The following is a 20,919-nucleotide window of genomic DNA, read 5'->3' on the forward strand; positions in this document are numbered from 1 at the left end:
CTACTTCTTCTTGGCTTCTTTACGACGGACGACTTCGTCCGCGTAGCGCACACCTTTGCCTTTGTACGGCTCTGGTGGACGGAAGTCGCGGATCTCAGCGGCCACTTGACCTACCAGCTGCTTATCGATGCCCTTGATCAGGATATCGGTCTGGCTAGGAGTCTCAGCGGTGATGCCTTCCGGCAGTTCGTAATCCACTGGGTGCGAGAAGCCAAGGGCAAGGTTCAGAACCGTGCCTTTTGCTTGCGCCTTGTAACCAACACCGACCAGCTGGAGCTTACGCTCGAAGCCTTGGCTTACGCCTTGGACCATGTTGTTTACCAACGCACGCGTGGTACCGGCCATTGCGCGAGTTTGTTGATCGCCATTGCGAGCAGCGAAACGCAGCTCACCAGCTTCTTCAACGATCTCAACGGACGAATGGATGTTCAGTTCGAGAGTGCCCTTGGCACCCTTCACCGAAAGCTGTTGGCCTGCGAATTTTACTTCGACACCGGCTGGCAGCTTAACGGGGTTCTTAGCGACGCGAGACATGCTTATCCCCCCTTAGAACACAGTGCAAAGAACTTCGCCGCCGACACCGGCAGCGCGCGCAGCACGATCCGTCATCACACCTTTGTTGGTGGAGACGATAGACACGCCAAGACCGCCACGAACTTTCGGCAGATCTTCAACGGACTTGTACTGACGCAGGCCTGGACGACTAACGCGCTTCACTTCTTCGATAACCGGACGGCCTTCGAAGTACTTCAGCTCGATGGACAACGACGGCTTAGCGTCGGTGGTGATCTGAAAATCCGCGATGTAACCTTCGTCCTTCAGGACTTTTGCTACAGCCACCTTCAACGTGGAAGACGGCATGCTTACGACAGACTTTTCAGCCATCTGGGCATTACGGATTCGAGTTAGCATGTCCGCTAACGGGTCCTGCATACTCATGGGCTAGACGCTCCTAATACAGAAAAATTAGCCTTGCGGCTACTACTTGTCGCCGAGAACTTCCGGGCATGAAAAACACGGGCTCAGGCGAGCCGGTCATTCTAGACACACCCCAGAAATGAATCAAGCCCCAAAAGGGGCTTGATTCAGATTCAAGGCCACCGATGGTCAGGTTCTTGCGAACCCGAACATCGAGACTTTGACAGCAATTACCAGCTGGCTTTAACCAGACCTGGCACGTCACCACGCATTGCAGCTTCACGCAGCTTGTTACGGCCAAGGCCGAACTTGCGGTAAACGCCGTGCGGACGACCAGTCAGGCGGCAACGGTTACGCATGCGCGCAGCGCTTGCGTCACGTGGTTGCTTCTGCAGAGCTACGGTAGCTTCCCAACGTGCTTCTGGACTTGCGTTCAGATCAACGATGATAGCTTTCAGCGCTGCACGCTTGGTGGCGTACTTGGCAACAGTGAGCTGACGCTTCAGCTCACGGTTTTTCATGCTCTTCTTGGCCATTTTCCTACTCCAATCAGTTGCGGAACGGGAATTTGAAAGCACGCAGCAGAGCGCGGCCTTCATCATCGTTCTTGGCAGTGGTGGTCAGGGTAATGTCCAGACCGCGGAGAGCATCGATCTTGTCGTAGTCGATTTCCGGGAAAATGATCTGCTCTTTCACGCCCATGCTGTAGTTACCACGACCATCGAAGGACTTGGCATTCAGGCCGCGGAAGTCGCGAACCCGAGGCAGGGAGATCGACAGCAGACGATCCAGGAACTCATACATACGCTCACGGCGCAGAGTCACTTTGACGCCGATCGGCCATCCTTCACGGACTTTAAAGCCAGCGATGGATTTACGAGCGTAGGTCACGACGACTTTTTGGCCGGTGATCTTTTCCAGGTCAGCAACAGCATGCTCGATGACTTTCTTGTCACCAACAGCTTCGCCCAGACCCATGTTCAGGGTGATCTTTGTAACGCGTGGAACTTCCATCACGTTCGAAAGCTTAAGTTCTTCCTTAAGCTTCGGTGCGATTTCCTTCCAGTAAATCTCTTTTAGTCGTGCCATGGTCTTCTACCTAGCAGTGTTCAAGCATCAACCGCTTTTTGGGTCGACTTGAAGACACGAATTTTCTTGCCGTCTTCTACTTTGAAACCAACGCGGTCAGCCTTGTTGGTTTCGCCGTTGAAAATGGCGACGTTAGAAGCGTCCAGTGGAGCTTCTTTTTCGACGATACCGCCTTGTACGCCCGACATCGGGTTAGGCTTGGTATGACGCTTGACCAGGTTCAGACCGCCAATAACCAAACGGTTATTAGCAAGAACCTTAAGCACCTTACCGCGCTTACCTTTGTCTTTGCCGGCGATCACGATGATCTCGTCGTCACGACGAATCTTTTGCATGTCGGATCTCCTTACAGCACTTCTGGGGCGAGCGAGACGATCTTCATGAACTTCTCAGTACGAAGTTCACGGGTCACTGGCCCAAAGATACGGGTGCCGATCGGCTCTTGCTTGTTGTTCAGAAGAACAGCAGCGTTGCCATCAAAGCGGATAATGGAGCCATCAGCACGACGTACGCCGTGACGAGTGCGGACTACAACAGCAGTCATCACTTGGCCTTTTTTCACTTTACCGCGAGGAATTGCTTCCTTCACGGTAACTTTGATGATGTCACCGATACCAGCGTAACGACGATGGGAGCCACCCAGCACCTTGATGCACATAACGCGGCGAGCGCCGCTGTTATCGGCCACATCGAGCATGGATTGAGTCTGAATCATATAATTTCTCCGACCCCTAGTCCTTAGACTTCCACAGCGCGTTCGAGAACATCAACCAGCGCCCAAGACTTGGTCTTGGCCAAAGGACGAGTTTCACGAATAGTGACTTTGTCGCCGATGTGGCACTGATTGGTTTCGTCGTGCGCGTGCAGCTTAGTCGAACGCTTAACGTATTTACCGTAGATCGGGTGCTTAACGCGACGCTCGATCAGTACGGTGATGGTTTTGTCCATCTTGTCGCTGACAACACGGCCAGTCAGCGTACGGACAGTTTTTTCGGCTTCAGCCATGATTACTTACCTGCCTGCTGGTTGAGCACAGTCTTCACGCGAGCGATGTCACGCTTAACTTGCGAGAGCAGATGAGACTGCCCCAACTGGCCAGTTGCTTTCTGCATACGCAGATTGAACTGGTCGCGCAGCAAGCCGAGCAGTTGCTCGTTCAGCTGCTGTGCGGATTTTTCACGAAGTTCATTCGCTTTCATCACATCACCGTCCGTTTAACAAAGGCGGTGGCGAGCGGCAGCTTTGCAGCAGCCAGGGCAAAAGCCTCACGCGCCAGCTCTTCAGAAACACCCTCGATTTCATACAGGACTTTGCCTGGCTGAATCTGGGCAACCCAGTACTCCACACTACCCTTACCTTTACCCATACGAACTTCGAGGGGCTTTTTGGAAATAGGCTTGTCCGGGAATACACGGATCCAGATCTTGCCGCCACGTTTAACGTGACGGGTCAGTGCACGACGCGCTGACTCGATCTGACGAGCGGTGAGACGACCACGAGCTACAGACTTCAGCGCGAACTCGCCGAAGCTGACTTTGCTACCGCGCTGAGCCAGACCACGGTTGTGGCCTGTCATCTGCTTGCGGAACTTCGTACGCTTAGGTTGCAACATTTGGCGTACCCCTTACTTAGCAGCTTTTTTACGAGGCGCTGGTGCTTGTGGTTTCAGCTCTTCTTGGCGACCACCAATTACTTCGCCTTTGAAGATCCAAACCTTTACACCGATCACACCGTAAGTGGTGTGAGCTTCGTAGTTGGCATAGTCGATGTCGGCACGCAGGGTGTGCAATGGCACACGACCTTCGCGATACCATTCAGTACGTGCGATTTCAGCACCGCCGAGACGACCGCTCACTTGGATTTTGATGCCTTTGGCACCAATGCGCATGGCGTTCTGAACGGCGCGCTTCATAGCGCGACGGAACATTACACGACGCTCCAGCTGCTGAGCTACGCTCTGCGCAACCAGCATACCGTCGAGTTCCGGCTTGCGGATCTCTTCGATATTGATGTGCACAGGCACACCCATTTGCTTGGTCAGGTCCTGACGCAGTTTCTCAACATCTTCACCTTTCTTCCCGATAACGATACCTGGACGAGCGGTGTGGATGGTGATACGTGCAGTTTGGGCCGGACGATGGATATCGATACGGCTTACGGACGCGCTTTTTAGTTTGTCTTGGAGATACTCACGCACTTTCAGATCTGCGAACAAGTAGTCCGCATAAGTCCGACCGTCTGCGTACCAGACGGAGGTGTGCTCCTTGACGATTCCCAGGCGAATGCCAATGGGATGTACTTTCTGACCCATCTCTTCGACTCCGTTACTTGTCAGCAACCTTGACAGTGATATGGCAAGACCGCTTGACGATGCGATCAGCACGGCCTTTGGCACGTGGCATGATGCGCTTCAGCGAACGCCCTTCGTTGACGAAAACGGTGCTGACCTTAAGGTCATCAACGTCTGCGCCTTCGTTATGCTCGGCGTTGGCTACGGCCGACTCCAGCACTTTCTTCATGATCTCGGCGGCTTTCTTACTGCTGAAAGCCAACAAGTTGAGCGCTTCGCCCACCTTCTTCCCGCGGATCTGGTCGGCGACCAAGCGGGCTTTCTGGGCGGAGATTCGAGCGCCCGACAACTTAGCGGCTACTTCCATTTCCTAACCCCTTAACGCTTGGCTTTCTTGTCAGCCACGTGCCCACGATATGTGCGGGTACCGGCGAACTCGCCCAGTTTATGGCCGACCATGTCTTCGTTCACGAGAACTGGGACGTGCTGACGACCGTTATGTACGGCGATGGTCAGACCGACCATCTGTGGCAGGATCATCGAACGACGCGACCAAGTCTTAATTGGTTTGCGATCGTTCTTTTCCGCCGCCACTTCGATCTTCTTCAGTAGGTGAAGATCAATAAAAGGACCTTTTTTCAGAGAACGTGGCACTGTCGTATCCCTCTATTTACTTGCGACGACGGACGATCATTTTGTCGGTACGCTTATTACCACGAGTCTTCGCGCCCTTAGTCGGGAAGCCCCATGGCGATACCGGATGACGACCACCAGAGGTACGACCTTCACCACCACCATGCGGGTGGTCAACCGGGTTCATGGCAACACCACGAACGGTTGGGCGAACGCCACGCCAGCGTTTGGCACCAGCTTTACCCAGCGAACGCAGGCTGTGCTCGGAGTTCGAGACTTCGCCCAGGGTCGCACGGCATTCAGCCAGGACTTTACGCATTTCACCGGAACGCAGACGCAGGGTAACGTACACGCCTTCACGAGCGATCAGCTGAGCCGAAGCACCAGCGGAACGAGCGATCTGTGCGCCTTTACCTGGCTTCAGTTCGATGCCGTGTACGGTAGAACCGACTGGAATGTTGCGCAGTTGCAGAGCGTTGCCTGGCTTGATTGGAGCCAGAGCGCCTGCGATCAGCTGGTCGCCAGCACTCACGCCTTTAGGGGCGATGATGTAGCGGCGCTCGCCGTCTGCGTAGCAGAGCAGTGCGATGTGAGCAGTACGGTTTGGATCGTATTCGATACGCTCGACAGTGGCGACGATGCCATCTTTGTCGTTGCGACGGAAATCAACCATACGATAATGCTGCTTATGACCACCACCGATGTGACGCGTGGTAATACGGCCATTGTTGTTACGACCACCAGTCTTCGATTTTTTCTCGAGCAGCGGTGCGTGAGGAGCGCCTTTATGCAGCTCCTGGTTGACCACCTTGACCACAAAACGGCGGCCAGGGGAAGTCGGTTTGCATTTAACGATTGCCATGATGCACCCCTTCCTTACTCAGCACTGCTGCTGAAATCGAGATCTTGGCCTGGCTGAAGGGAGATAACTGCCTTCTTCCAGTCATTACGCTTGCCCAGACCGCGAGCTGTGCGCTTGCTCTTACCCAGAACGTTCAGGGTAGTAACACGCTCAACTTTCACGCTGAACAGGCTTTCGACGGCCTTCTTGATTTCCAGCTTGGTTGCGTCAGTAGCAACCTTGAAAACGAACTGGCCTTTCTTGTCTGCCAGAACCGTAGCCTTCTCGGAAACGTGCGGGCCAAGCAGAACTTTAAATACGCGTTCCTGGTTCATCCCAGCAGCTCCTCGAATTTCTTCACGGCCGACACGGTGATCAACACCTTGTCGTATGCGATCAGACTAACTGGATCGGAACCTTGAACGTCACGTACATCTACGTGCGGCAGGTTGCGAGCAGCCAGGTACAGGTTCTGATCAACAGCGTCCGACACGATCAAAACGTCGGTCAGGCTCATGTTGTTCAGTTTGCCCAGCAGGTCTTTGGTTTTCGGAGTTTCAACAGCGAAATCCTGAACCACGACCAGACGATCAGTACGCACCAGCTCAGCAAGGATGGAACGCATTGCTGCGCGATACATCTTCTTGTTCAGCTTCTGGGAGTGATCTTGTGGACGAGCTGCGAAAGTGGTACCGCCGCCACGCCAGATTGGGCTACGGATAGTACCGGCACGAGCACGGCCAGTACCTTTCTGACGCCATGGGCGCTTGCCGCCACCACGAACGTCGGAACGGGTCTTTTGCTGCTTGGTACCTTGACGGCCGCCGGCCATGTAGGCCACGACTGCTTGGTGAACCAGCGTCTCATTGAACTCGCCGCCAAACGTCAGTTCGGAAACTTCGATCGCTTGAGCGTCATTTACATTTAATTGCATGTCAGCTTCCCCTTAACCGCGAGCCTTGGCTGCTGGACGTACAACCAGGTTGCCGCCAGTAGCGCCAGGAACAGCACCCTTGACCAACAACAGATTGCGTTCAGCGTCCACGCGCACTACTTCCAGGGACTGCACGGTCACGCGCTCAGCGCCCATATGACCGGACATTTTTTTGCCCTTGAATACACGACCAGGAGTCTGGCACTGGCCGATAGAGCCTGGGACGCGGTGGGATACGGAGTTACCGTGGGTGTTATCTTGCCCGCGGAAATTCCAACGCTTGATCGTACCCTGGAAGCCTTTACCCTTGGACTGACCGGTTACATCAACCAGTTGACCAGCGGCGAAGATTTCAGCGTTGATCAGATCGCCAGCCTGGTACTCGCCTTCTTCAAGACGGAATTCCATGGTGGTGCGACCAGCGGCAACGTTCGCCTTGGCGAAGTGGCCAGCCTGAGCTGCTGTTACACGCGAAGCACGACGCTCGCCGACAGTGACTTGCACTGCACGATAGCCATCGGTCTCTTCAGTTTTGAACTGGGTGACGCGATTCGGTTCGATCTCAATGACCGTGACCGGAATGGAGACACCTTCTTCGGTGAAAATACGGGTCATACCGCATTTACGACCGACTACACCAATAGTCATGTTGTAAACCTCATGAGTGTACGGGGCTTTCACCCGCTATGGCCGCCCATTTCAGAGCGTTACACGACTAAGACCGAGTCTTAGCCGAGGCTGATCTGCACTTCCACACCGGCCGCAAGATCAAGCTTCATAAGTGCATCAACGGTTTTATCCGTTGGCTGGACGATGTCCAGAACACGCTTATGAGTGCGGATTTCGTACTGGTCGCGCGCGTCTTTGTTGACGTGCGGAGAAACCAGAACGGTGAACCGCTCTTTACGGGTAGGCAGTGGAATTGGACCACGCACTTGAGCACCAGTACGTTTCGCGGTTTCCACGATTTCCTGGGTTGATTGGTCGATCAGGCGATGGTCAAAAGCCTTCAACCTGATACGGATTTGCTGATTTTGCATTGGATTTCAGACTCCGGCTGCTATTCCCACCGAGCGCAATACGCCCGTTAAAAGGAGGCGCAATTCTATAGACGCCCCAGATAGGTGTCAACTCAATAAAAAAGCCCCCGCTGAGCGGGGGCTTTTTCAAATCATCAAGCAATCTCTATAAAAGAGAATTAAGCGATGATTTTGGCTACGACGCCAGCGCCGACGGTACGACCGCCTTCACGGATAGCGAAACGCAGACCGTCTTCCATTGCGATGGTTTTGATCAGGGTAACAGTCATCTGAATGTTGTCACCTGGCATTACCATTTCAACGCCTTCTGGCAGCTCGCAGTTACCAGTCACGTCAGTAGTACGGAAGTAGAACTGTGGACGGTAGCCTTTGAAGAACGGAGTGTGACGACCGCCTTCTTCCTTGCTCAGAACGTAAACTTCTGCAGTGAAAGTGGTGTGCGGCTTAACCGAACCCGGCTTAACCAGAACCTGACCACGCTCAACGTCGTCACGCTTGGTACCACGCAGCAGAACGCCGCAGTTCTCGCCAGCACGACCTTCGTCGAGCAGCTTGCGGAACATTTCAACACCGGTGCAAGTAGTAACGGTGGTGTCACGCAGACCAACGATTTCCAGCGGATCTTGAACGCGAACGATACCGCGCTCGATACGACCGGTCACAACAGTACCGCGACCCGAGATCGAGAATACGTCTTCGATTGGCATCAGGAACGGCTTGTCGGTGACACGAACTGGTTCTGGGATGTAGCTGTCCAGAGTCTCAACCAGCTTCTTGACGGCAGTGGTGCCCATCTCGTTGTCGTCTTTGCCTTCCAGAGCCATACGAGCCGAACCGATGATGATTGGAGTGTCATCGCCCGGGAAGTCGTAGGTGGACAGCAGGTCGCGAACTTCCATCTCAACCAGTTCCAGCAGTTCAGCGTCATCTACCAGGTCAGCCTTGTTCAGGAAAACCACGATGTACGGAACGCCAACCTGACGGGACAGCAGGATGTGCTCACGGGTTTGCGGCATCGGACCATCAGCGGCCGAGCAAACCAGAATAGCGCCGTCCATTTGAGCAGCACCGGTGATCATGTTCTTCACATAGTCAGCGTGACCTGGGCAGTCAACGTGAGCGTAGTGACGGATCTTCGAGTTGTACTCAACGTGTGCGGTGTTGATGGTGATACCGCGAGCTTTCTCTTCCGGTGCGCTGTCGATCTTGTCGAAGTCAACGATTGCGGAACCGAAAACTTCGGAGCAAACGCGAGTCAGAGCAGCAGTCAGAGTGGTTTTACCGTGGTCAACGTGACCGATGGTGCCAACGTTGACGTGCGGTAGGGAACGATCAAATTTTTCTTTAGCCACGACAATTAACTCCTAGCCTAAAGGGGCTGAATCAGCCTTGTTTTTTGGTTACGGATTCGACGATGTGCGACGGAGCCGTATCGTATTTTTTGAATTCCATAGAGTAGCTTGCGCGACCCTGGGACATGGAACGAACGTCGGTCGCATAACCGAACATCTCACCCAGCGGAACCTCGGCACGGATAACCTTGCCGGACACTGTGTCTTCCATACCCTGGATCATGCCGCGACGACGGTTAAGGTCGCCCATGACATCACCCATATAGTCTTCAGGCGTAACAACCTCTACAGCCATGATCGGCTCAAGCAACTCACCACCGCCCTTCTGGGCCAGTTGCTTGGTCGCCATGGAGGCAGCCACTTTAAACGCCATCTCGTTGGAGTCGACGTCGTGGTAAGAACCATCGAACACGGTAGCCTTCAGGCCGATCAGCGGATAGCCGGCAACAACGCCGTTCTTCATCTGCTCTTCGATGCCCTTCTGGATAGCCGGGATGTATTCCTTAGGAACCACACCACCTACTACTTCGTTCACGAATTGCAGACCTTCCTGACCTTCGTCAGCAGGAGCAAAACGGATCCAGCAGTGGCCGAATTGACCACGACCGCCGGACTGACGAACGAACTTGCCTTCGATTTCGCAGTTCTTCGTGATGCGCTCACGATAGGAAACCTGAGGCTTGCCGATGTTGGCTTCGACGTTGAACTCACGGCGCATCCGGTCAACCAGGATGTCCAGGTGCAGCTCGCCCATGCCGGAGATGATCGTTTGACCAGTCTCTTCATCAGTTTTAACGCGGAAAGACGGGTCTTCCTGAGCAAGTTTGCCCAGAGCGATACCCATTTTTTCCTGGTCATCCTTGGTCTTTGGCTCTACGGCAACCGAAATAACCGGCTCCGGGAAGTCCATGCGAACCAGAATGATTGGCTTGTCAGCGTTGCAGAGGGTTTCACCAGTGGTGACGTCCTTCATGCCGATCAGGGCCGCGATGTCGCCAGCGCGCACTTCCTTGATCTCTTCACGGGCGTTTGCGTGCATTTGCACCATACGACCCACGCGCTCTTTTTTACCTTTAACCGAGTTGATCACGCCGTCGCCGGAGTTCAACACGCCCGAGTAAACACGGACGAAGGTCAAGGTACCCACGAATGGGTCGGTAGCGATCTTGAACGCCAGAGCCGAGAACGGCTCCGAATCGTCTGCATGACGCTCCAGCTCGATTTCCTCGTTATCCGGGTCAGTACCCTTGATAGCAGGAATGTCGGTTGGTGCAGGCAGGAAGTCGATAACGGCGTCGAGAACCAGGGGAACACCCTTGTTCTTAAAAGACGAACCGCAAACAGCCAGAACGATTTCGCCGGCGATAGTACGCTGACGCAAAGCAGCTTTGATCTCTACGATCGTCAGCTCTTCGCCTTCCAGGTACTTGTTCATCAGCTCTTCGTTGGCTTCGGCAGCAGCCTCAACCATGTTGTTGCGCCACTCTTCAGCCAGCTCTTGGAGCTCAGCAGGAATGTCCTTGCGAACAGGGACCATACCTTTATCAGAGTCGTTCCAGTAGACAGCTTGCATGTTGATCAGATCGATCTGACCCTGGAAGTTGTCTTCGGAACCGATGGCCAACTGAATTGGCACCGGAGTGTGACCCAGACGCTGTTTGATCTGAGCGATCACGCGCAGGAAGTTCGCACCAGCACGGTCCATCTTGTTTACGTAAACAAGACGTGGAACGCCGTATTTGTTGGCTTGACGCCATACGGTTTCCGACTGAGGCTCAACACCCGAAGTACCGCAGAACACAACCACAGCGCCGTCGAGTACGCGCAGGGAACGTTCAACTTCAATGGTGAAGTCAACGTGGCCCGGGGTATCGATTACGTTGAAGCGATGCTCGTCCTTGTACTGCTTCTCGGAACCTTTCCAGAAGGCGGTGATGGCAGCAGAAGTAATGGTAATACCACGCTCCTGCTCCTGCACCATCCAGTCTGTGGTCGCGGCGCCATCATGCACCTCGCCCATTTTGTGACTTTTGCCGGTGTAAAAAAGGACGCGCTCGGTGGTGGTGGTTTTACCAGCATCCACGTGAGCGACGATACCGATGTTACGGTAGCGACTAATCGGAGTAGTACGAGCCATAAAGCCCTCGCAAAATTAGTGAAGCTAAAATTAGAAGCGGTAGTGCGAGAAAGCTTTGTTGGCTTCAGCCATACGGTGCACGTCTTCACGCTTCTTAACAGCAGCACCTTTACCTTCAGCAGCATCCAGCAGTTCGCCAGCCAAACGCAGAGCCATAGACTTCTCGCCACGCTTACGTGCGAAGTCTACCAACCAGCGCATTGCCAGAGCGTTACGACGGGAAGGACGAACCTCGACCGGAACCTGGTAAGTAGCACCACCAACGCGGCGCGACTTCACTTCGACCAGCGGAGCGATGGCGTCGAGTGCTTTTTCGAAGAGTTCCAGGGGATCGGTGCCAGCCTTACGGGTCGCAACGGTTTCCAGGGCACCATAAACGATACGCTCGGCAACGGCTTTCTTGCCGCTTTCCATAACGTGGTTCATGAATTTGGCGAGGATCTGGCTTCCGTATTTCGGATCGTCCAGAATCTCACGCTTTGCTGCTACGCGACGTCTTGGCATGATAAGCCCTCAAGCGGTCTTCAGGTTAGCTCGGGACAGATCCAATGGATGCGTGCCCGACCTTACTCTTATCGACTCAATAAAATGAAAATCTGCAAAACGGCCGATTACTTCGGACGCTTGGTACCGTACTTCGAACGACCCTGGTTACGACCTTTAACGCCGGAAGTATCCAAGGAGCCGCGAACGGTGTGGTAACGAACACCTGGCAAGTCTTTTACACGACCGCCGCGGATCAGTACCACGCTGTGCTCTTGCAGGTTGTGACCTTCACCACCGATGTACGAGGAAACCTCGAAACCGTTGGTCAGGCGCACACGGCATACTTTACGCAGTGCCGAGTTAGGTTTTTTCGGCGTAGTGGTGTACACACGGGTGCACACGCCACGACGTTGCGGGCAGTTCTGCAGCGCAGGTACGTCGGATTTCTCGACGATACGCTTACGCGGCTGACGTACCAGCTGGTTGATAGTTGCCATCTACTAGCTCCACTGTTGTCTTGCGACGCTATTGTCTTGCAAGAAAAGCAAAATGGCAGGAACGAATTCCCGCCAAATTTAGGGGATCAAGAGTCTAAAGAGGATCTTGTCCCCAGTCAAGGCAAGGCCCCGACCTCCCCGCCCCTCGAACCTCGACAAATTGTCTCGATTCGATGAACGGAGCGATCAGGGCCTTACGCTCATTTATCGCAGAACTCAGTTACCGCTCGAGTTCAGCGCTTCGGTCAGTGCAGCTTCCACTTCACTGGCGCTTACGCGCAACGGCTTGTCTGCTTCACGGCGACGCTTGCGCTCGCTGTGATATGCCAGGCCGGTACCTGCCGGGATCAGACGACCCACGACAACGTTTTCTTTCAGGCCGCGCAGGTAATCGCGCTTGCCGGTGACTGCCGCTTCGGTCAGTACACGAGTGGTTTCCTGGAAGGAAGCCGCCGAGATGAACGATTCGGTGGACAACGACGCCTTGGTGATACCGAGCAGAACGCGAGTGTACTTGGAGACGAACTTGTCTTCGCCGCCCAGACGCTCGTTCTCTACCAGTACGTGAGTCAGTTCCATCTGGTCGCCCTTGATGAAGCTGGAATCGCCGGATTCAGCGATTTCAACTTTACGCAGCATCTGACGCAGGATGGTCTCGATGTGCTTGTCGTTGATCTTCACGCCTTGCAGACGGTAAACGTCCTGGATCTCGTTCACGATGTACTTGGCCAGCGCGCTCACACCCAGCAGACGCAGGATGTCGTGCGGATCGCTTGGACCGTCGGAGATAACTTCGCCGCGGTTTACCTGTTCGCCTTCGAACACGTTCAGGTGACGCCACTTCGGAATCAGCTCTTCGTACGGATCGGTACCGTCGTTCGGGGTAATAACCAGACGGCGCTTGCCTTTGGTTTCTTTACCGAACGCGATGGTGCCGCTGACTTCAGCCAGAATCGACGCTTCTTTCGGACGACGAGCTTCGAACAAGTCGGCAACACGCGGCAGACCACCGGTGATGTCACGGGTCTTCGAAGTTTCTTGCGGGATACGCGCGATAACATCACCGATCGCGATCTTCGCACCGTCCGCAACACCGACCAGGGCGTTGGCCGGCAGGAAGTACTGAGCGATAACGTCAGTGCCTGGCAGCAACAGATCCTTGCCGTTGTCGTCAACCATCTTCACTGCCGGACGAATTTCTTTGCCCGCAGCTGGACGATCTTTCGCGTCGAGTACTTCAATGTTGGTCATACCGGTCAATTCGTCAGTCTGACGCTTGATCGTGATGCCTTCTTCCATGCCCACGTAGGTCACGGTACCTTTCATTTCGGTAACGATCGGGTGAGTGTGCGGATCCCACTTGGCCACGATTGCGCCAGCGTCGACCTTGTCACCTTCTTTAACCGAAATCACAGCACCGTACGGCAGCTTGTAACGCTCGCGCTCACGACCGAAGTCGTCAGCGATGGCCAGCTCACCGGAACGGGACACAGCAACCAGGTGACCATCCACTCGCTCAACGTGCTTCAAATTGTGCAGACGAACGGTACCGCCATTCTTCACCTGAACGCTGTCCGCAGCGGAAGTCCGGCTTGCCGCACCACCGATGTGGAACGTACGCATCGTCAGCTGGGTACCCGGCTCACCGATGGACTGGGCAGCGATAACGCCGACCGCCTCACCGATGTTCACCTGGTGACCACGAGCCAAGTCACGGCCGTAGCACTTGGCGCAAATGCCATAGCGGGTTTCGCAGCTGATCGGCGAACGCACGATCACTTCGTCGATGCTGTTCAGCTCGATGAACTCGACCCACTTTTCGTCTACCAGAGTACCGGCAGGAACGATTACGTCCTCGGTGCCTGGCTTGAACACGTCACGGGCAATAACACGACCCAATACGCGCTCACCCAACGGCTCTACAACGTCACCGCCTTCAATGTGCGGAGTCATCAGCAGACCGTGTTCGGTGCCGCAATCGATCTCGGTTACAACCAGATCCTGCGCCACGTCTACCAGACGACGAGTCAGGTAACCGGAGTTCGCCGTTTTCAACGCGGTATCCGCCAGACCTTTACGAGCACCGTGAGTGGAGATGAAGTACTGAAGTACGCTCAAACCTTCACGGAAGTTCGCAGTAATCGGCGTTTCAATGATGGAACCGTCCGGCTTGGCCATCAGACCACGCATACCGGCCAGCTGACGAATCTGTGCTGCGGAACCCCGCGCACCCGAGTCAGCCATCATGTACATCGAGTTGAAAGACTCTTGATCGACTTCAACGCCATGACGGTCGATAACCTTCTCTTTCGAGAGGTTGGCCATCATTGCCTTGGAAACTTCGTCGTTCGCTTTCGACCAAAGGTCGATCACTTTGTTGTACTTCTCGCCCTGGGTTACCAGGCCGGAGGCGTACTGACTCTCGATCTCTTTCACTTCGTCGGTGGCTGCACCGATGATGCGGGCTTTTTCGTCCGGGATAACGAAGTCGTTAACACCGATGGAAACGCCGGAGATGGTCGAGTAAGCGAAACCGGTGTACATCAACTGGTCAGCGAAGATCACGGTCTCTTTCAGACCAACCACGCGGTAGCACTGGTTGATCAGCTTGGAGATCGCCTTTTTCTTCATCGGCAGGTTGACGACGTCGTACGACAGACCTTTTGGCACAACCTGGAACAGCAGCGCACGGCCGACAGTGGTGTCGACGATACGGGTACCGCTCACGCTGTTGCCGTCACGGTCGTTGACGGTTTCGTTGATACGTACTTTAACCTTGGCGTGCAGTGCGGCTTCGCCGGCACGGAACACACGGTCAACTTCCTGCAGATCCGCGAACACACGACCTTCGCCTTTGGCGTTGATCGCTTCACGAGTCATGTAGTACAGACCCAATACAACGTCCTGCGACGGAACGATGATTGGCTCACCGTTGGCTGGCGACAGAATGTTGTTGGTCGACATCATCAACGCACGCGCTTCCAGCTGGGCTTCCAGTGTCAGCGGTACGTGCACGGCCATTTGGTCGCCGTCGAAGTCGGCGTTGTACGCGGCGCAGACCAGAGGGTGCAGCTGGATAGCCTTACCTTCGATCAGTACCGGTTCAAACGCCTGGATACCCAGACGGTGAAGGGTCGGTGCACGGTTGAGAAGAACCGGGTGTTCGCGAATCACTTCAGCGAGAACGTCCCAAACCTCTGGCAGTTCGCGCTCGACCATTTTCTTGGCCGCTTTGATGGTGGTCGCGAGACCACGCATTTCGAGCTTGCCGAAAATGAACGGTTTGAACAGCTCGAGAGCCATCTTCTTCGGCAGACCGCACTGGTGCAGACGCAGGGTCGGACCTACGGTAATTACCGAACGACCGGAGTAGTCAACACGCTTACCGAGCAAGTTCTGACGGAAACGACCTTGCTTACCCTTGATCATGTCAGCCAGGGATTTCAGAGGACGCTTGTTCGAACCAGTGATAGCGCGGCCACGACGACCGTTGTCGAGCAGAGCATCGACAGCTTCCTGCAACATACGCTTTTCGTTGCGCACGATGATGTCCGGAGCGGACAGATCCAGCAGGCGCTTCAAACGGTTGTTACGGTTGATCACTCGACGATACAGATCGTTGAGGTCGGAAGTCGCGAAACGACCGCCATCCAGCGGGACCAGTGGACGCAGATCTGGCGGCAGAACCGGCAGAACGGTCAGCACCATCCACTCTGGCAGGTTGCCGGAACCCTGGAAGGCTTCCATCAACTTCAGACGCTTGGACAGCTTCTTGATCTTGGTTTCGGAGTTGGTTTGCGGAATTTCTTCACGCAGACGGCCAATCTCGTGCTCCAGGTCGATAGCGTGCAGCAGTTCACGGACAGCTTCAGCACCCATACGGGCGTCGAAGTCATCACCGAACTCTTCCAGCGCTTCGAAGTACTGCTCGTCGTTCAGCAGCTGACCTTTTTCAAGGGTGGTCATGCCTGGATCGATAACGACATAGCTCTCGAAGTAGAGAACGCGTTCGATATCACGCAGGGTCATGTCCATCAGCAAGCCGATACGCGACGGCAGCGATTTCAGGAACCAGATGTGGGCAACCGGCGAAGCCAGTTCGATGTGCGCCATGCGCTCACGACGAACCTTGGCCAATGCAACTTCAACGCCGCACTTCTCGCAGATCACACCACGGTGCTTCAAGCGCTTGTACTTACCGCACAGGCACTCGTAATCCTTTACCGGGCCAAAGATCTTGGCGCAGAACAGGCCGTCACGCTCAGGTTTGAACGTACGGTAGTTGATGGTTTCCGGCTTTTTAACTTCACCGAACGACCACGAGCGGATCATCTCAGGCGAGGCCAATCCGATACGGATGGCGTCGAACTCTTCGACTTGACCCTGGTTTTTCAGCAAATTCAGTAGGTCTTTCAAGGCCTTTCCTCCTGGCGGAGCAGAGAGCGGGCAATCCTGCCCCGCTCTCGATTCGCGTCACGTGTTATTCGGTTTCCAGATCGATATCGATGCCGAGGGAACGAATTTCCTTGATCAACACGTTGAAGGACTCGGGCATGCCCGGCTCCATACGGTGATCGCCATCCACGATGTTTTTGTACATCTTGGTACGGCCGTTCACATCGTCCGACTTCACTGTGAGCATTTCTTGCAGAGTGTAAGCAGCACCGTATGCTTCCAGTGCCCAGACCTCCATCTCCCCGAAACGCTGACCACCGAACTGTGCCTTACCACCCAGCGGCTGCTGGGTAACCAGGCTGTACGAACCGGTAGAACGCGCGTGCATCTTGTCGTCTACCAAGTGGTTCAGCTTCAGCATGTACATGTAGCCAACGGTAACTGGACGCTCGAACTTGTTGCCGGTACGGCCGTCAGTCAGCTGCATCTGGCCGCTTTCCGGCAGGTCTGCCAGTTTCAGCATGGCCTTGATTTCGCTTTCCTTGGCGCCGTCGAACACTGGGGTGGCCATTGGAACACCGCCACGCAGGTTCTTCGCCAGATCCAGGATTTCCTGATCGGAGAAGCTGTCCAGATCTTCGTTACGACCGCCGATCTGGTTGTAGATCTCGTCCAGGAAGGTACGCAGTTCAGCGACTTTACGCTGCTCTTCGATCATCCGGTTGATCTTCTCGCCCAGACCTTTGGCCGCGAGGCCCAGGTGGGTTTCAAGGATCTGACCAACGTTCATACGCGAAGGTACGCCCAGCGGGTTGAGAACGACGTCGACCGGGGTGCCATTGGCATCGTGCGGCATGTCTTCAACCGGCATGATCACAGAGACCACACCTTTGTTACCGTGACGACCGGCCATCTTGTCGCCCGGCTGGATGCGGCGACGGATTGCCAGGTAAACCTTGACGATTTTCAGCACACCTGGAGCCAGGTCATCGCCCTGCTGCAGTTTGCGCTTCTTGTCTTCGAACTTGTCGTCCAGCAGACGGCGACGATCAACGATGTAGGCTTGAGCCTTCTCGAGCTGCTCGTTCAGAGCATCTTCAGCCATGCGCAGTTTGAACCACTGACCATGCTCAAGACCGTCGAGTACTTCGTCGGTGATGTCCTGACCTTTCTTCAGACCAGCGCCGCCTTCAGCCTTGCGGCCTACCAGAGCGGAACGCAGACGTTCGAAAGTCGCGCCTTCAACGATACGGAACTCTTCGTTCAGATCCTTGCGGATCTCGTCGAGCTGAGTCTTCTCGATCGACAGTGCACGAGCATCACGCTCAACGCCGTCACGGGTGAAGACCTGTACGTCGATCACCGTACCTTTGGTACCGGTAGGTACACGCAGGGAGGTGTCTTTAACGTCGCTGGCTTTTTCACCGAAGATGGCACGCAGCAGTTTTTCTTCCGGAGTCAGTTGGGTCTCGCCTTTCGGAGTGACCTTACCGACCAGGATGTCGCCTGCGCCAACTTCAGCACCTACGTAAACGATCCCGGCTTCGTCCAGCTTGTTCAGTGCAGCTTCACCCACGTTAGGGATGTCTGCAGTGATTTCCTCTGGCCCAAGCTTGGTGTCACGTGCCACACAGGTCAGTTCCTGAATGTGGATCGTGGTAAAGCGATCTTCTTGAACAACTCGCTCCGACAGGCAGATGGAGTCTTCGAAGTTGTAACCGTTCCAGGCCATGAACGCGATGCGCATGTTCTGACCCAGCGCCAGCTCACCCATGTCAGTGGACGGGCCGTCAGCCATGATGTCGCTGCGCTGAACCCGATCACCTTTACGCACCAGCGGACGCTGGTTGATGCAGGTGTTCTGGTTGGAGCGCGTGTATTTGGTCAGGTTGTAGATGTCGACACCAGCTTCACCGGTTTCAACTTCGTCATCAGCAACACGAACCACGATACGGCTGGCATCGACGGAGTCGATCACGCCGCCACGACGAGCCACGACGCAAACGCCGGAGTCACGGGCTACGTTACGCTCCATGCCGGTACCGACCAGCGGCTTGTCAGCGCGCAGGGTTGGTACAGCTTGACGCTGCATGTTCGAACCCATCAACGCACGGTTGGCGTCATCGTGTTCGAGGAACGGGATCAGCGACGCTGCAACCGAAACTACCTGCTTCGGCGATACGTCCATCAAGGTGACGTCTTCCGGCGCCTTGACGGTGAACTCGTTTAAGTGACGAACAGCTACCAGTTCGTCAATCAGCATTTTCTTGTCGTTCATCGTGGCCGAAGCCTGAGCGATCACGTGATCGGCTTCTTCGATGGCAGACAGGAACACGATCTCGTCGGTGACCAGAGCGTCTTTCACCACACGGTACGGGCTCTCGAGGAAGCCGTACTGGTTAGTGCGAGCGTACGCAGCCAAGGAGTTGATCAGACCGATGTTCGGACCTTCCGGCGTTTCAATCGGGCATACACGACCGTAGTGAGTCGGGTGTACGTCACGAACTTCAAAGCCTGCGCGTTCACGAGTCAGACCACCAGGGCCGAGTGCGGAGACACGACGCTTGTGGGTGATCTCGGACAGCGGGTTGTTCTGGTCCATGAACTGCGAGAGCTGGCTGGAACCGAAGAACTCTTTCACCGCCGCAGCCACTGGCTTGGCGTTGATCAGGTCTTGCGGCATCAAGCCTTCGCTTTCAGCCATCGACAGACGCTCTTTGACCGCACGCTCAACACGTACCAGGCCAACGCGGAACTGGTTCTCGGCCATTTCGCCTACGCAGCGAACACGACGGTTACCCAGGTGGTCGATGTCATCGACGATGCCTTTACCGTTACGGATGTCGACCAGAGTCTTCAGTACCGCGACGATGTCTTCCTTGCACAGCACGCCCGAACCTTCGATCTCGGTACGACCGATACGACGGTTGAACTTCATCCGGCCGACCGCAGACAGGTCATAGCGCTCAGGGCTGAAGAACAGGTTGTTGAACAGGGTTTCGGCAGCGTCTTTGGTTGGTGGCTCGCCCGGACGCATCATGCGATAGATCTCGACCAGCGCTTCCAATTGGTTGCTGGTGGAGTCGATCTTCAGCGTATCGGAGACGAACGGACCGCAGTCGATGTCGTTGGTGTACAGAGTTTCGATGCGAACAACGCCGGACTTGGCAATTTTTGCCAGGACTTCAGTGTTCAGCTCGGTGTTGCACTCTGCCAGGATTTCGCCGGTAGCCGGATGCACGATGACCTTGGCGGTAGTGCGACCGAGGACGTAGTCCAGAGGCACTTCCAGGGTCTTGAGGCCGGCTTTTTCGATCTGGTTGATGTGGCGCGCGGTAATACGGCGGCCAGCTTCAACGATGACTTTGCCTTTCTCGTCCTGAATATCCAGAACCGCAATTTCACCACGCAGACGCGAAGCAATCAGTTCCAGGCTGAGGGTTTCGCCGCTCAGGTGGAAAACGTTGGTGGTGTAGAAAGCGTCCAGCACTTCTTCAGTGGTATAGCCGAGCGCACGCAGCAGCACCGATGCCGGCAGCTTGCGACGACGGTCGATACGCACGAACACGCAGTCTTTCGGGTCGAACTCGAAGTCCAGCCACGAGCCGCGGTAAGGAATGATGCGCGCGGAGTACAGCAGTTTGCCGGAGCTATGCGTCTTGCCGCGGTCGTGGTCGAAGAACACGCCCGGGGAACGGTGCAGCTGGGAAACGATTACACGCTCGGTACCGTTGATTACGAAGGTACCGTTCTCAGTCATCAGGGGGATTTCACCCATGTAGACTTCTTGCTCTTTGATGTCCTTGATCGCTTTGTTCGACGATTCTTTGTCGAAAATGATCAGGCGCACTTTTACCCGCAAAGGTACGGCGAAAGTTACACCGCGCAATACGCATTCTTTGACATCAAATGCCGGTTCGCCCAGGCGATAACCGACGTACTCCAGCGCAGCATTGCCGGAGTAGCTGATGATCGGGAAAACGGATTTGAAGGCCGCATGCAGGCCCACGTCGCGGAACTGATCTTTAGTCGCTCCCGCTTGCAAGAATTCACGATACGAATCCAGCTGGATGGCCAGGAGGTAAGGCACATCCATGACGTCCGGCAACTTGCTAAAGTCCTTGCGGATACGTTTTTTCTCAGTATATGAGTAAGCCATCAGCGTTCCCCAGCTTGGTCACCTGCTTGTTTGGCCCCTCCCGACGGGAGCAGCCAGAAAATCGTGCAAACCCCATGGTTTGCGCCACCGCATCGGGTGGTTACAGCGCCTTTATCAGCACCGACCCAGTCGGCTGCCAATAACGGAA

At 55.1% G+C, this 20,919-nt stretch carries 23 protein-coding genes; all 23 read right to left on the reverse strand.

Annotated elements, in window-relative coordinates; all coding sequences use genetic code 11:
• Complete coding sequence (gene rplF / locus QOL84_RS24070) at nt 1-534, reverse strand: 50S ribosomal protein L6 (protein WP_003176412.1); 534 nt, start codon at nt 532-534, stop codon at nt 1-3.
• Nucleotides 535-546: 12 nt separating this feature from the next.
• Nucleotides 547-939 (reverse strand): 30S ribosomal protein S8, encoded by a 393-nt coding sequence (gene rpsH / locus QOL84_RS24075; RefSeq protein WP_007918458.1) that lies wholly within the window; start codon nt 937-939, stop codon nt 547-549.
• 209 nt (nt 940-1,148) lie between these two features.
• Nucleotides 1,149-1,454, reverse strand: a complete 306-nt coding sequence (gene rpsN / locus QOL84_RS24080) for a 30S ribosomal protein S14 (protein ID WP_007918460.1) — start codon at nt 1,452-1,454, stop codon at nt 1,149-1,151.
• A 13-nt stretch (nt 1,455-1,467) separates the two neighbouring features.
• Nucleotides 1,468-2,007: a 50S ribosomal protein L5 gene (rplE, locus tag QOL84_RS24085; RefSeq protein ID WP_003176415.1), complete on the reverse strand. Its 540-nt coding sequence runs from the start codon at nt 2,005-2,007 to the stop codon at nt 1,468-1,470.
• 20 nt (nt 2,008-2,027) lie between these two features.
• A complete protein-coding gene (gene rplX, locus QOL84_RS24090) occupies nt 2,028-2,342 on the reverse strand; it encodes a 50S ribosomal protein L24 (RefSeq protein ID WP_003176416.1) in 315 nt (104 codons plus the stop codon).
• An 11-nt stretch (nt 2,343-2,353) separates the two neighbouring features.
• Nucleotides 2,354-2,722 carry a 50S ribosomal protein L14 gene (rplN, locus tag QOL84_RS24095; RefSeq protein ID WP_002555479.1) on the reverse strand — a complete coding sequence of 123 codons (369 nt, stop codon included), beginning with the start codon at nt 2,720-2,722 and terminating at the stop codon, nt 2,354-2,356.
• A gap of 23 nt (nt 2,723-2,745) precedes the next feature.
• The gene (gene rpsQ, locus QOL84_RS24100) at nt 2,746-3,012 is read right to left on the reverse strand and encodes a 30S ribosomal protein S17 (RefSeq protein WP_003176419.1); all 267 of its coding nucleotides are present in this window, start codon (nt 3,010-3,012) and stop codon (nt 2,746-2,748) included.
• Between the two features lie 2 nt (nt 3,013-3,014).
• Nucleotides 3,015-3,206: a 50S ribosomal protein L29 gene (rpmC, locus tag QOL84_RS24105; RefSeq protein ID WP_002555481.1), complete on the reverse strand. Its 192-nt coding sequence runs from the start codon at nt 3,204-3,206 to the stop codon at nt 3,015-3,017.
• On the reverse strand, nt 3,206-3,619 hold the full coding sequence (gene rplP, locus QOL84_RS24110; protein ID WP_007896757.1) for a 50S ribosomal protein L16: 414 nt from the start codon (nt 3,617-3,619) through the stop codon (nt 3,206-3,208). Before rplP ends, rpmC begins: the two co-directional genes overlap by 1 nt.
• Nucleotides 3,620-3,631: 12 nt before the next feature.
• On the reverse strand, nt 3,632-4,318 hold the full coding sequence (rpsC, locus tag QOL84_RS24115) for a 30S ribosomal protein S3 (RefSeq protein ID WP_003176422.1): 687 nt from the start codon (nt 4,316-4,318) through the stop codon (nt 3,632-3,634).
• Between the two features lie 13 nt (nt 4,319-4,331).
• Nucleotides 4,332-4,664 (reverse strand): 50S ribosomal protein L22, encoded by a 333-nt coding sequence (gene rplV, locus QOL84_RS24120; protein WP_003103908.1) that lies wholly within the window; start codon nt 4,662-4,664, stop codon nt 4,332-4,334.
• Between the two features lie 11 nt (nt 4,665-4,675).
• Nucleotides 4,676-4,951, reverse strand: a complete 276-nt coding sequence (gene rpsS, locus QOL84_RS24125) for a 30S ribosomal protein S19 (protein ID WP_003228731.1) — start codon at nt 4,949-4,951, stop codon at nt 4,676-4,678.
• Between the two features lie 16 nt (nt 4,952-4,967).
• Nucleotides 4,968-5,792, reverse strand: a complete 825-nt coding sequence (gene rplB / locus QOL84_RS24130) for a 50S ribosomal protein L2 (protein WP_003228734.1) — start codon at nt 5,790-5,792, stop codon at nt 4,968-4,970.
• Nucleotides 5,793-5,806: 14 nt separating this feature from the next.
• Nucleotides 5,807-6,106 (reverse strand): 50S ribosomal protein L23, encoded by a 300-nt coding sequence (gene rplW, locus QOL84_RS24135; protein WP_002555488.1) that lies wholly within the window; start codon nt 6,104-6,106, stop codon nt 5,807-5,809.
• Nucleotides 6,103-6,705 carry a 50S ribosomal protein L4 gene (gene rplD / locus QOL84_RS24140; RefSeq protein WP_007918468.1) on the reverse strand — a complete coding sequence of 201 codons (603 nt, stop codon included), beginning with the start codon at nt 6,703-6,705 and terminating at the stop codon, nt 6,103-6,105. The genes rplW and rplD overlap by 4 nt, the downstream gene beginning before the upstream one ends.
• A gap of 12 nt (nt 6,706-6,717) precedes the next feature.
• Nucleotides 6,718-7,353: a 50S ribosomal protein L3 gene (gene rplC, locus QOL84_RS24145; protein WP_003228738.1), complete on the reverse strand. Its 636-nt coding sequence runs from the start codon at nt 7,351-7,353 to the stop codon at nt 6,718-6,720.
• Nucleotides 7,354-7,433: 80 nt separating this feature from the next.
• Nucleotides 7,434-7,745: a 30S ribosomal protein S10 gene (rpsJ, locus tag QOL84_RS24150; RefSeq protein WP_003186070.1), complete on the reverse strand. Its 312-nt coding sequence runs from the start codon at nt 7,743-7,745 to the stop codon at nt 7,434-7,436.
• 158 nt (nt 7,746-7,903) lie between these two features.
• Nucleotides 7,904-9,097, reverse strand: coding sequence for an elongation factor Tu (gene tuf, locus QOL84_RS24155; RefSeq protein ID WP_007918472.1), 1,194 nt, complete (start codon nt 9,095-9,097; stop codon nt 7,904-7,906).
• A gap of 31 nt (nt 9,098-9,128) precedes the next feature.
• Complete coding sequence (gene fusA / locus QOL84_RS24160; protein WP_129395732.1) at nt 9,129-11,234, reverse strand: elongation factor G; 2,106 nt, start codon at nt 11,232-11,234, stop codon at nt 9,129-9,131.
• 30 nt (nt 11,235-11,264) lie between these two features.
• The gene (rpsG, locus tag QOL84_RS24165; protein ID WP_007916467.1) at nt 11,265-11,738 is read right to left on the reverse strand and encodes a 30S ribosomal protein S7; all 474 of its coding nucleotides are present in this window, start codon (nt 11,736-11,738) and stop codon (nt 11,265-11,267) included.
• Nucleotides 11,739-11,845: 107 nt separating this feature from the next.
• Nucleotides 11,846-12,217 (reverse strand): 30S ribosomal protein S12, encoded by a 372-nt coding sequence (gene rpsL / locus QOL84_RS24170; protein WP_003186084.1) that lies wholly within the window; start codon nt 12,215-12,217, stop codon nt 11,846-11,848.
• A gap of 216 nt (nt 12,218-12,433) precedes the next feature.
• Nucleotides 12,434-16,633 (reverse strand): DNA-directed RNA polymerase subunit beta', encoded by a 4,200-nt coding sequence (gene rpoC / locus QOL84_RS24175; protein WP_007916472.1) that lies wholly within the window; start codon nt 16,631-16,633, stop codon nt 12,434-12,436.
• A gap of 64 nt (nt 16,634-16,697) precedes the next feature.
• Nucleotides 16,698-20,771, reverse strand: a complete 4,074-nt coding sequence (rpoB, locus tag QOL84_RS24180) for a DNA-directed RNA polymerase subunit beta (protein ID WP_129395733.1) — start codon at nt 20,769-20,771, stop codon at nt 16,698-16,700.
• Nucleotides 20,772-20,919 lie beyond the last annotated feature (148 nt).

The sequence above is a fragment of the Pseudomonas helmanticensis genome (assembly GCF_900182985.1).
Classification (GTDB): domain Bacteria; phylum Pseudomonadota; class Gammaproteobacteria; order Pseudomonadales; family Pseudomonadaceae; genus Aquipseudomonas; species Aquipseudomonas helmanticensis.

Excerpts from the sequence above, each read along its gene's own strand:
- rpsC (WP_003176422.1), bottom strand. The coding sequence starts at position 4,318 with ATGGGTCAGAAAGTACATCCCATTGGCATTCGCCTGGGAATCGTCAAG.
- rpoB (WP_129395733.1), bottom strand. The coding sequence starts at position 20,771 with ATGGCTTACTCATATACTGAGAAAAAACGTATCCGCAAGGACTTTAGC.
- rplB (WP_003228734.1), bottom strand. The coding sequence starts at position 5,792 with ATGGCAATCGTTAAATGCAAACCGACTTCCCCTGGCCGCCGTTTTGTG.
- rplC (WP_003228738.1), bottom strand. The coding sequence starts at position 7,353 with ATGACTATTGGTGTAGTCGGTCGTAAATGCGGTATGACCCGTATTTTC.
- rplF (WP_003176412.1), bottom strand. The coding sequence starts at position 534 with ATGTCTCGCGTCGCTAAGAACCCCGTTAAGCTGCCAGCCGGTGTCGAA.
- fusA (WP_129395732.1), bottom strand. The coding sequence starts at position 11,234 with ATGGCTCGTACTACTCCGATTAGTCGCTACCGTAACATCGGTATCGTC.
- rplN (WP_002555479.1), bottom strand. The coding sequence starts at position 2,722 with ATGATTCAGACTCAATCCATGCTCGATGTGGCCGATAACAGCGGCGCT.
- rplD (WP_007918468.1), bottom strand. The coding sequence starts at position 6,705 with ATGCAATTAAATGTAAATGACGCTCAAGCGATCGAAGTTTCCGAACTG.
- rpsH (WP_007918458.1), bottom strand. The coding sequence starts at position 939 with ATGAGTATGCAGGACCCGTTAGCGGACATGCTAACTCGAATCCGTAAT.
- rpsJ (WP_003186070.1), bottom strand. The coding sequence starts at position 7,745 with ATGCAAAATCAGCAAATCCGTATCAGGTTGAAGGCTTTTGACCATCGC.
- rplP (WP_007896757.1), bottom strand. The coding sequence starts at position 3,619 with ATGTTGCAACCTAAGCGTACGAAGTTCCGCAAGCAGATGACAGGCCAC.
- rpsQ (WP_003176419.1), bottom strand. The coding sequence starts at position 3,012 with ATGGCTGAAGCCGAAAAAACTGTCCGTACGCTGACTGGCCGTGTTGTC.
- rpmC (WP_002555481.1), bottom strand. The coding sequence starts at position 3,206 with ATGAAAGCGAATGAACTTCGTGAAAAATCCGCACAGCAGCTGAACGAG.
- rplE (WP_003176415.1), bottom strand. The coding sequence starts at position 2,007 with ATGGCACGACTAAAAGAGATTTACTGGAAGGAAATCGCACCGAAGCTT.
- rpsG (WP_007916467.1), bottom strand. The coding sequence starts at position 11,738 with ATGCCAAGACGTCGCGTAGCAGCAAAGCGTGAGATTCTGGACGATCCG.
- rplW (WP_002555488.1), bottom strand. The coding sequence starts at position 6,106 with ATGAACCAGGAACGCGTATTTAAAGTTCTGCTTGGCCCGCACGTTTCC.
- rpsL (WP_003186084.1), bottom strand. The coding sequence starts at position 12,217 with ATGGCAACTATCAACCAGCTGGTACGTCAGCCGCGTAAGCGTATCGTC.
- rplX (WP_003176416.1), bottom strand. The coding sequence starts at position 2,342 with ATGCAAAAGATTCGTCGTGACGACGAGATCATCGTGATCGCCGGCAAA.
- rplV (WP_003103908.1), bottom strand. The coding sequence starts at position 4,664 with ATGGAAGTAGCCGCTAAGTTGTCGGGCGCTCGAATCTCCGCCCAGAAA.
- rpsN (WP_007918460.1), bottom strand. The coding sequence starts at position 1,454 with ATGGCCAAGAAGAGCATGAAAAACCGTGAGCTGAAGCGTCAGCTCACT.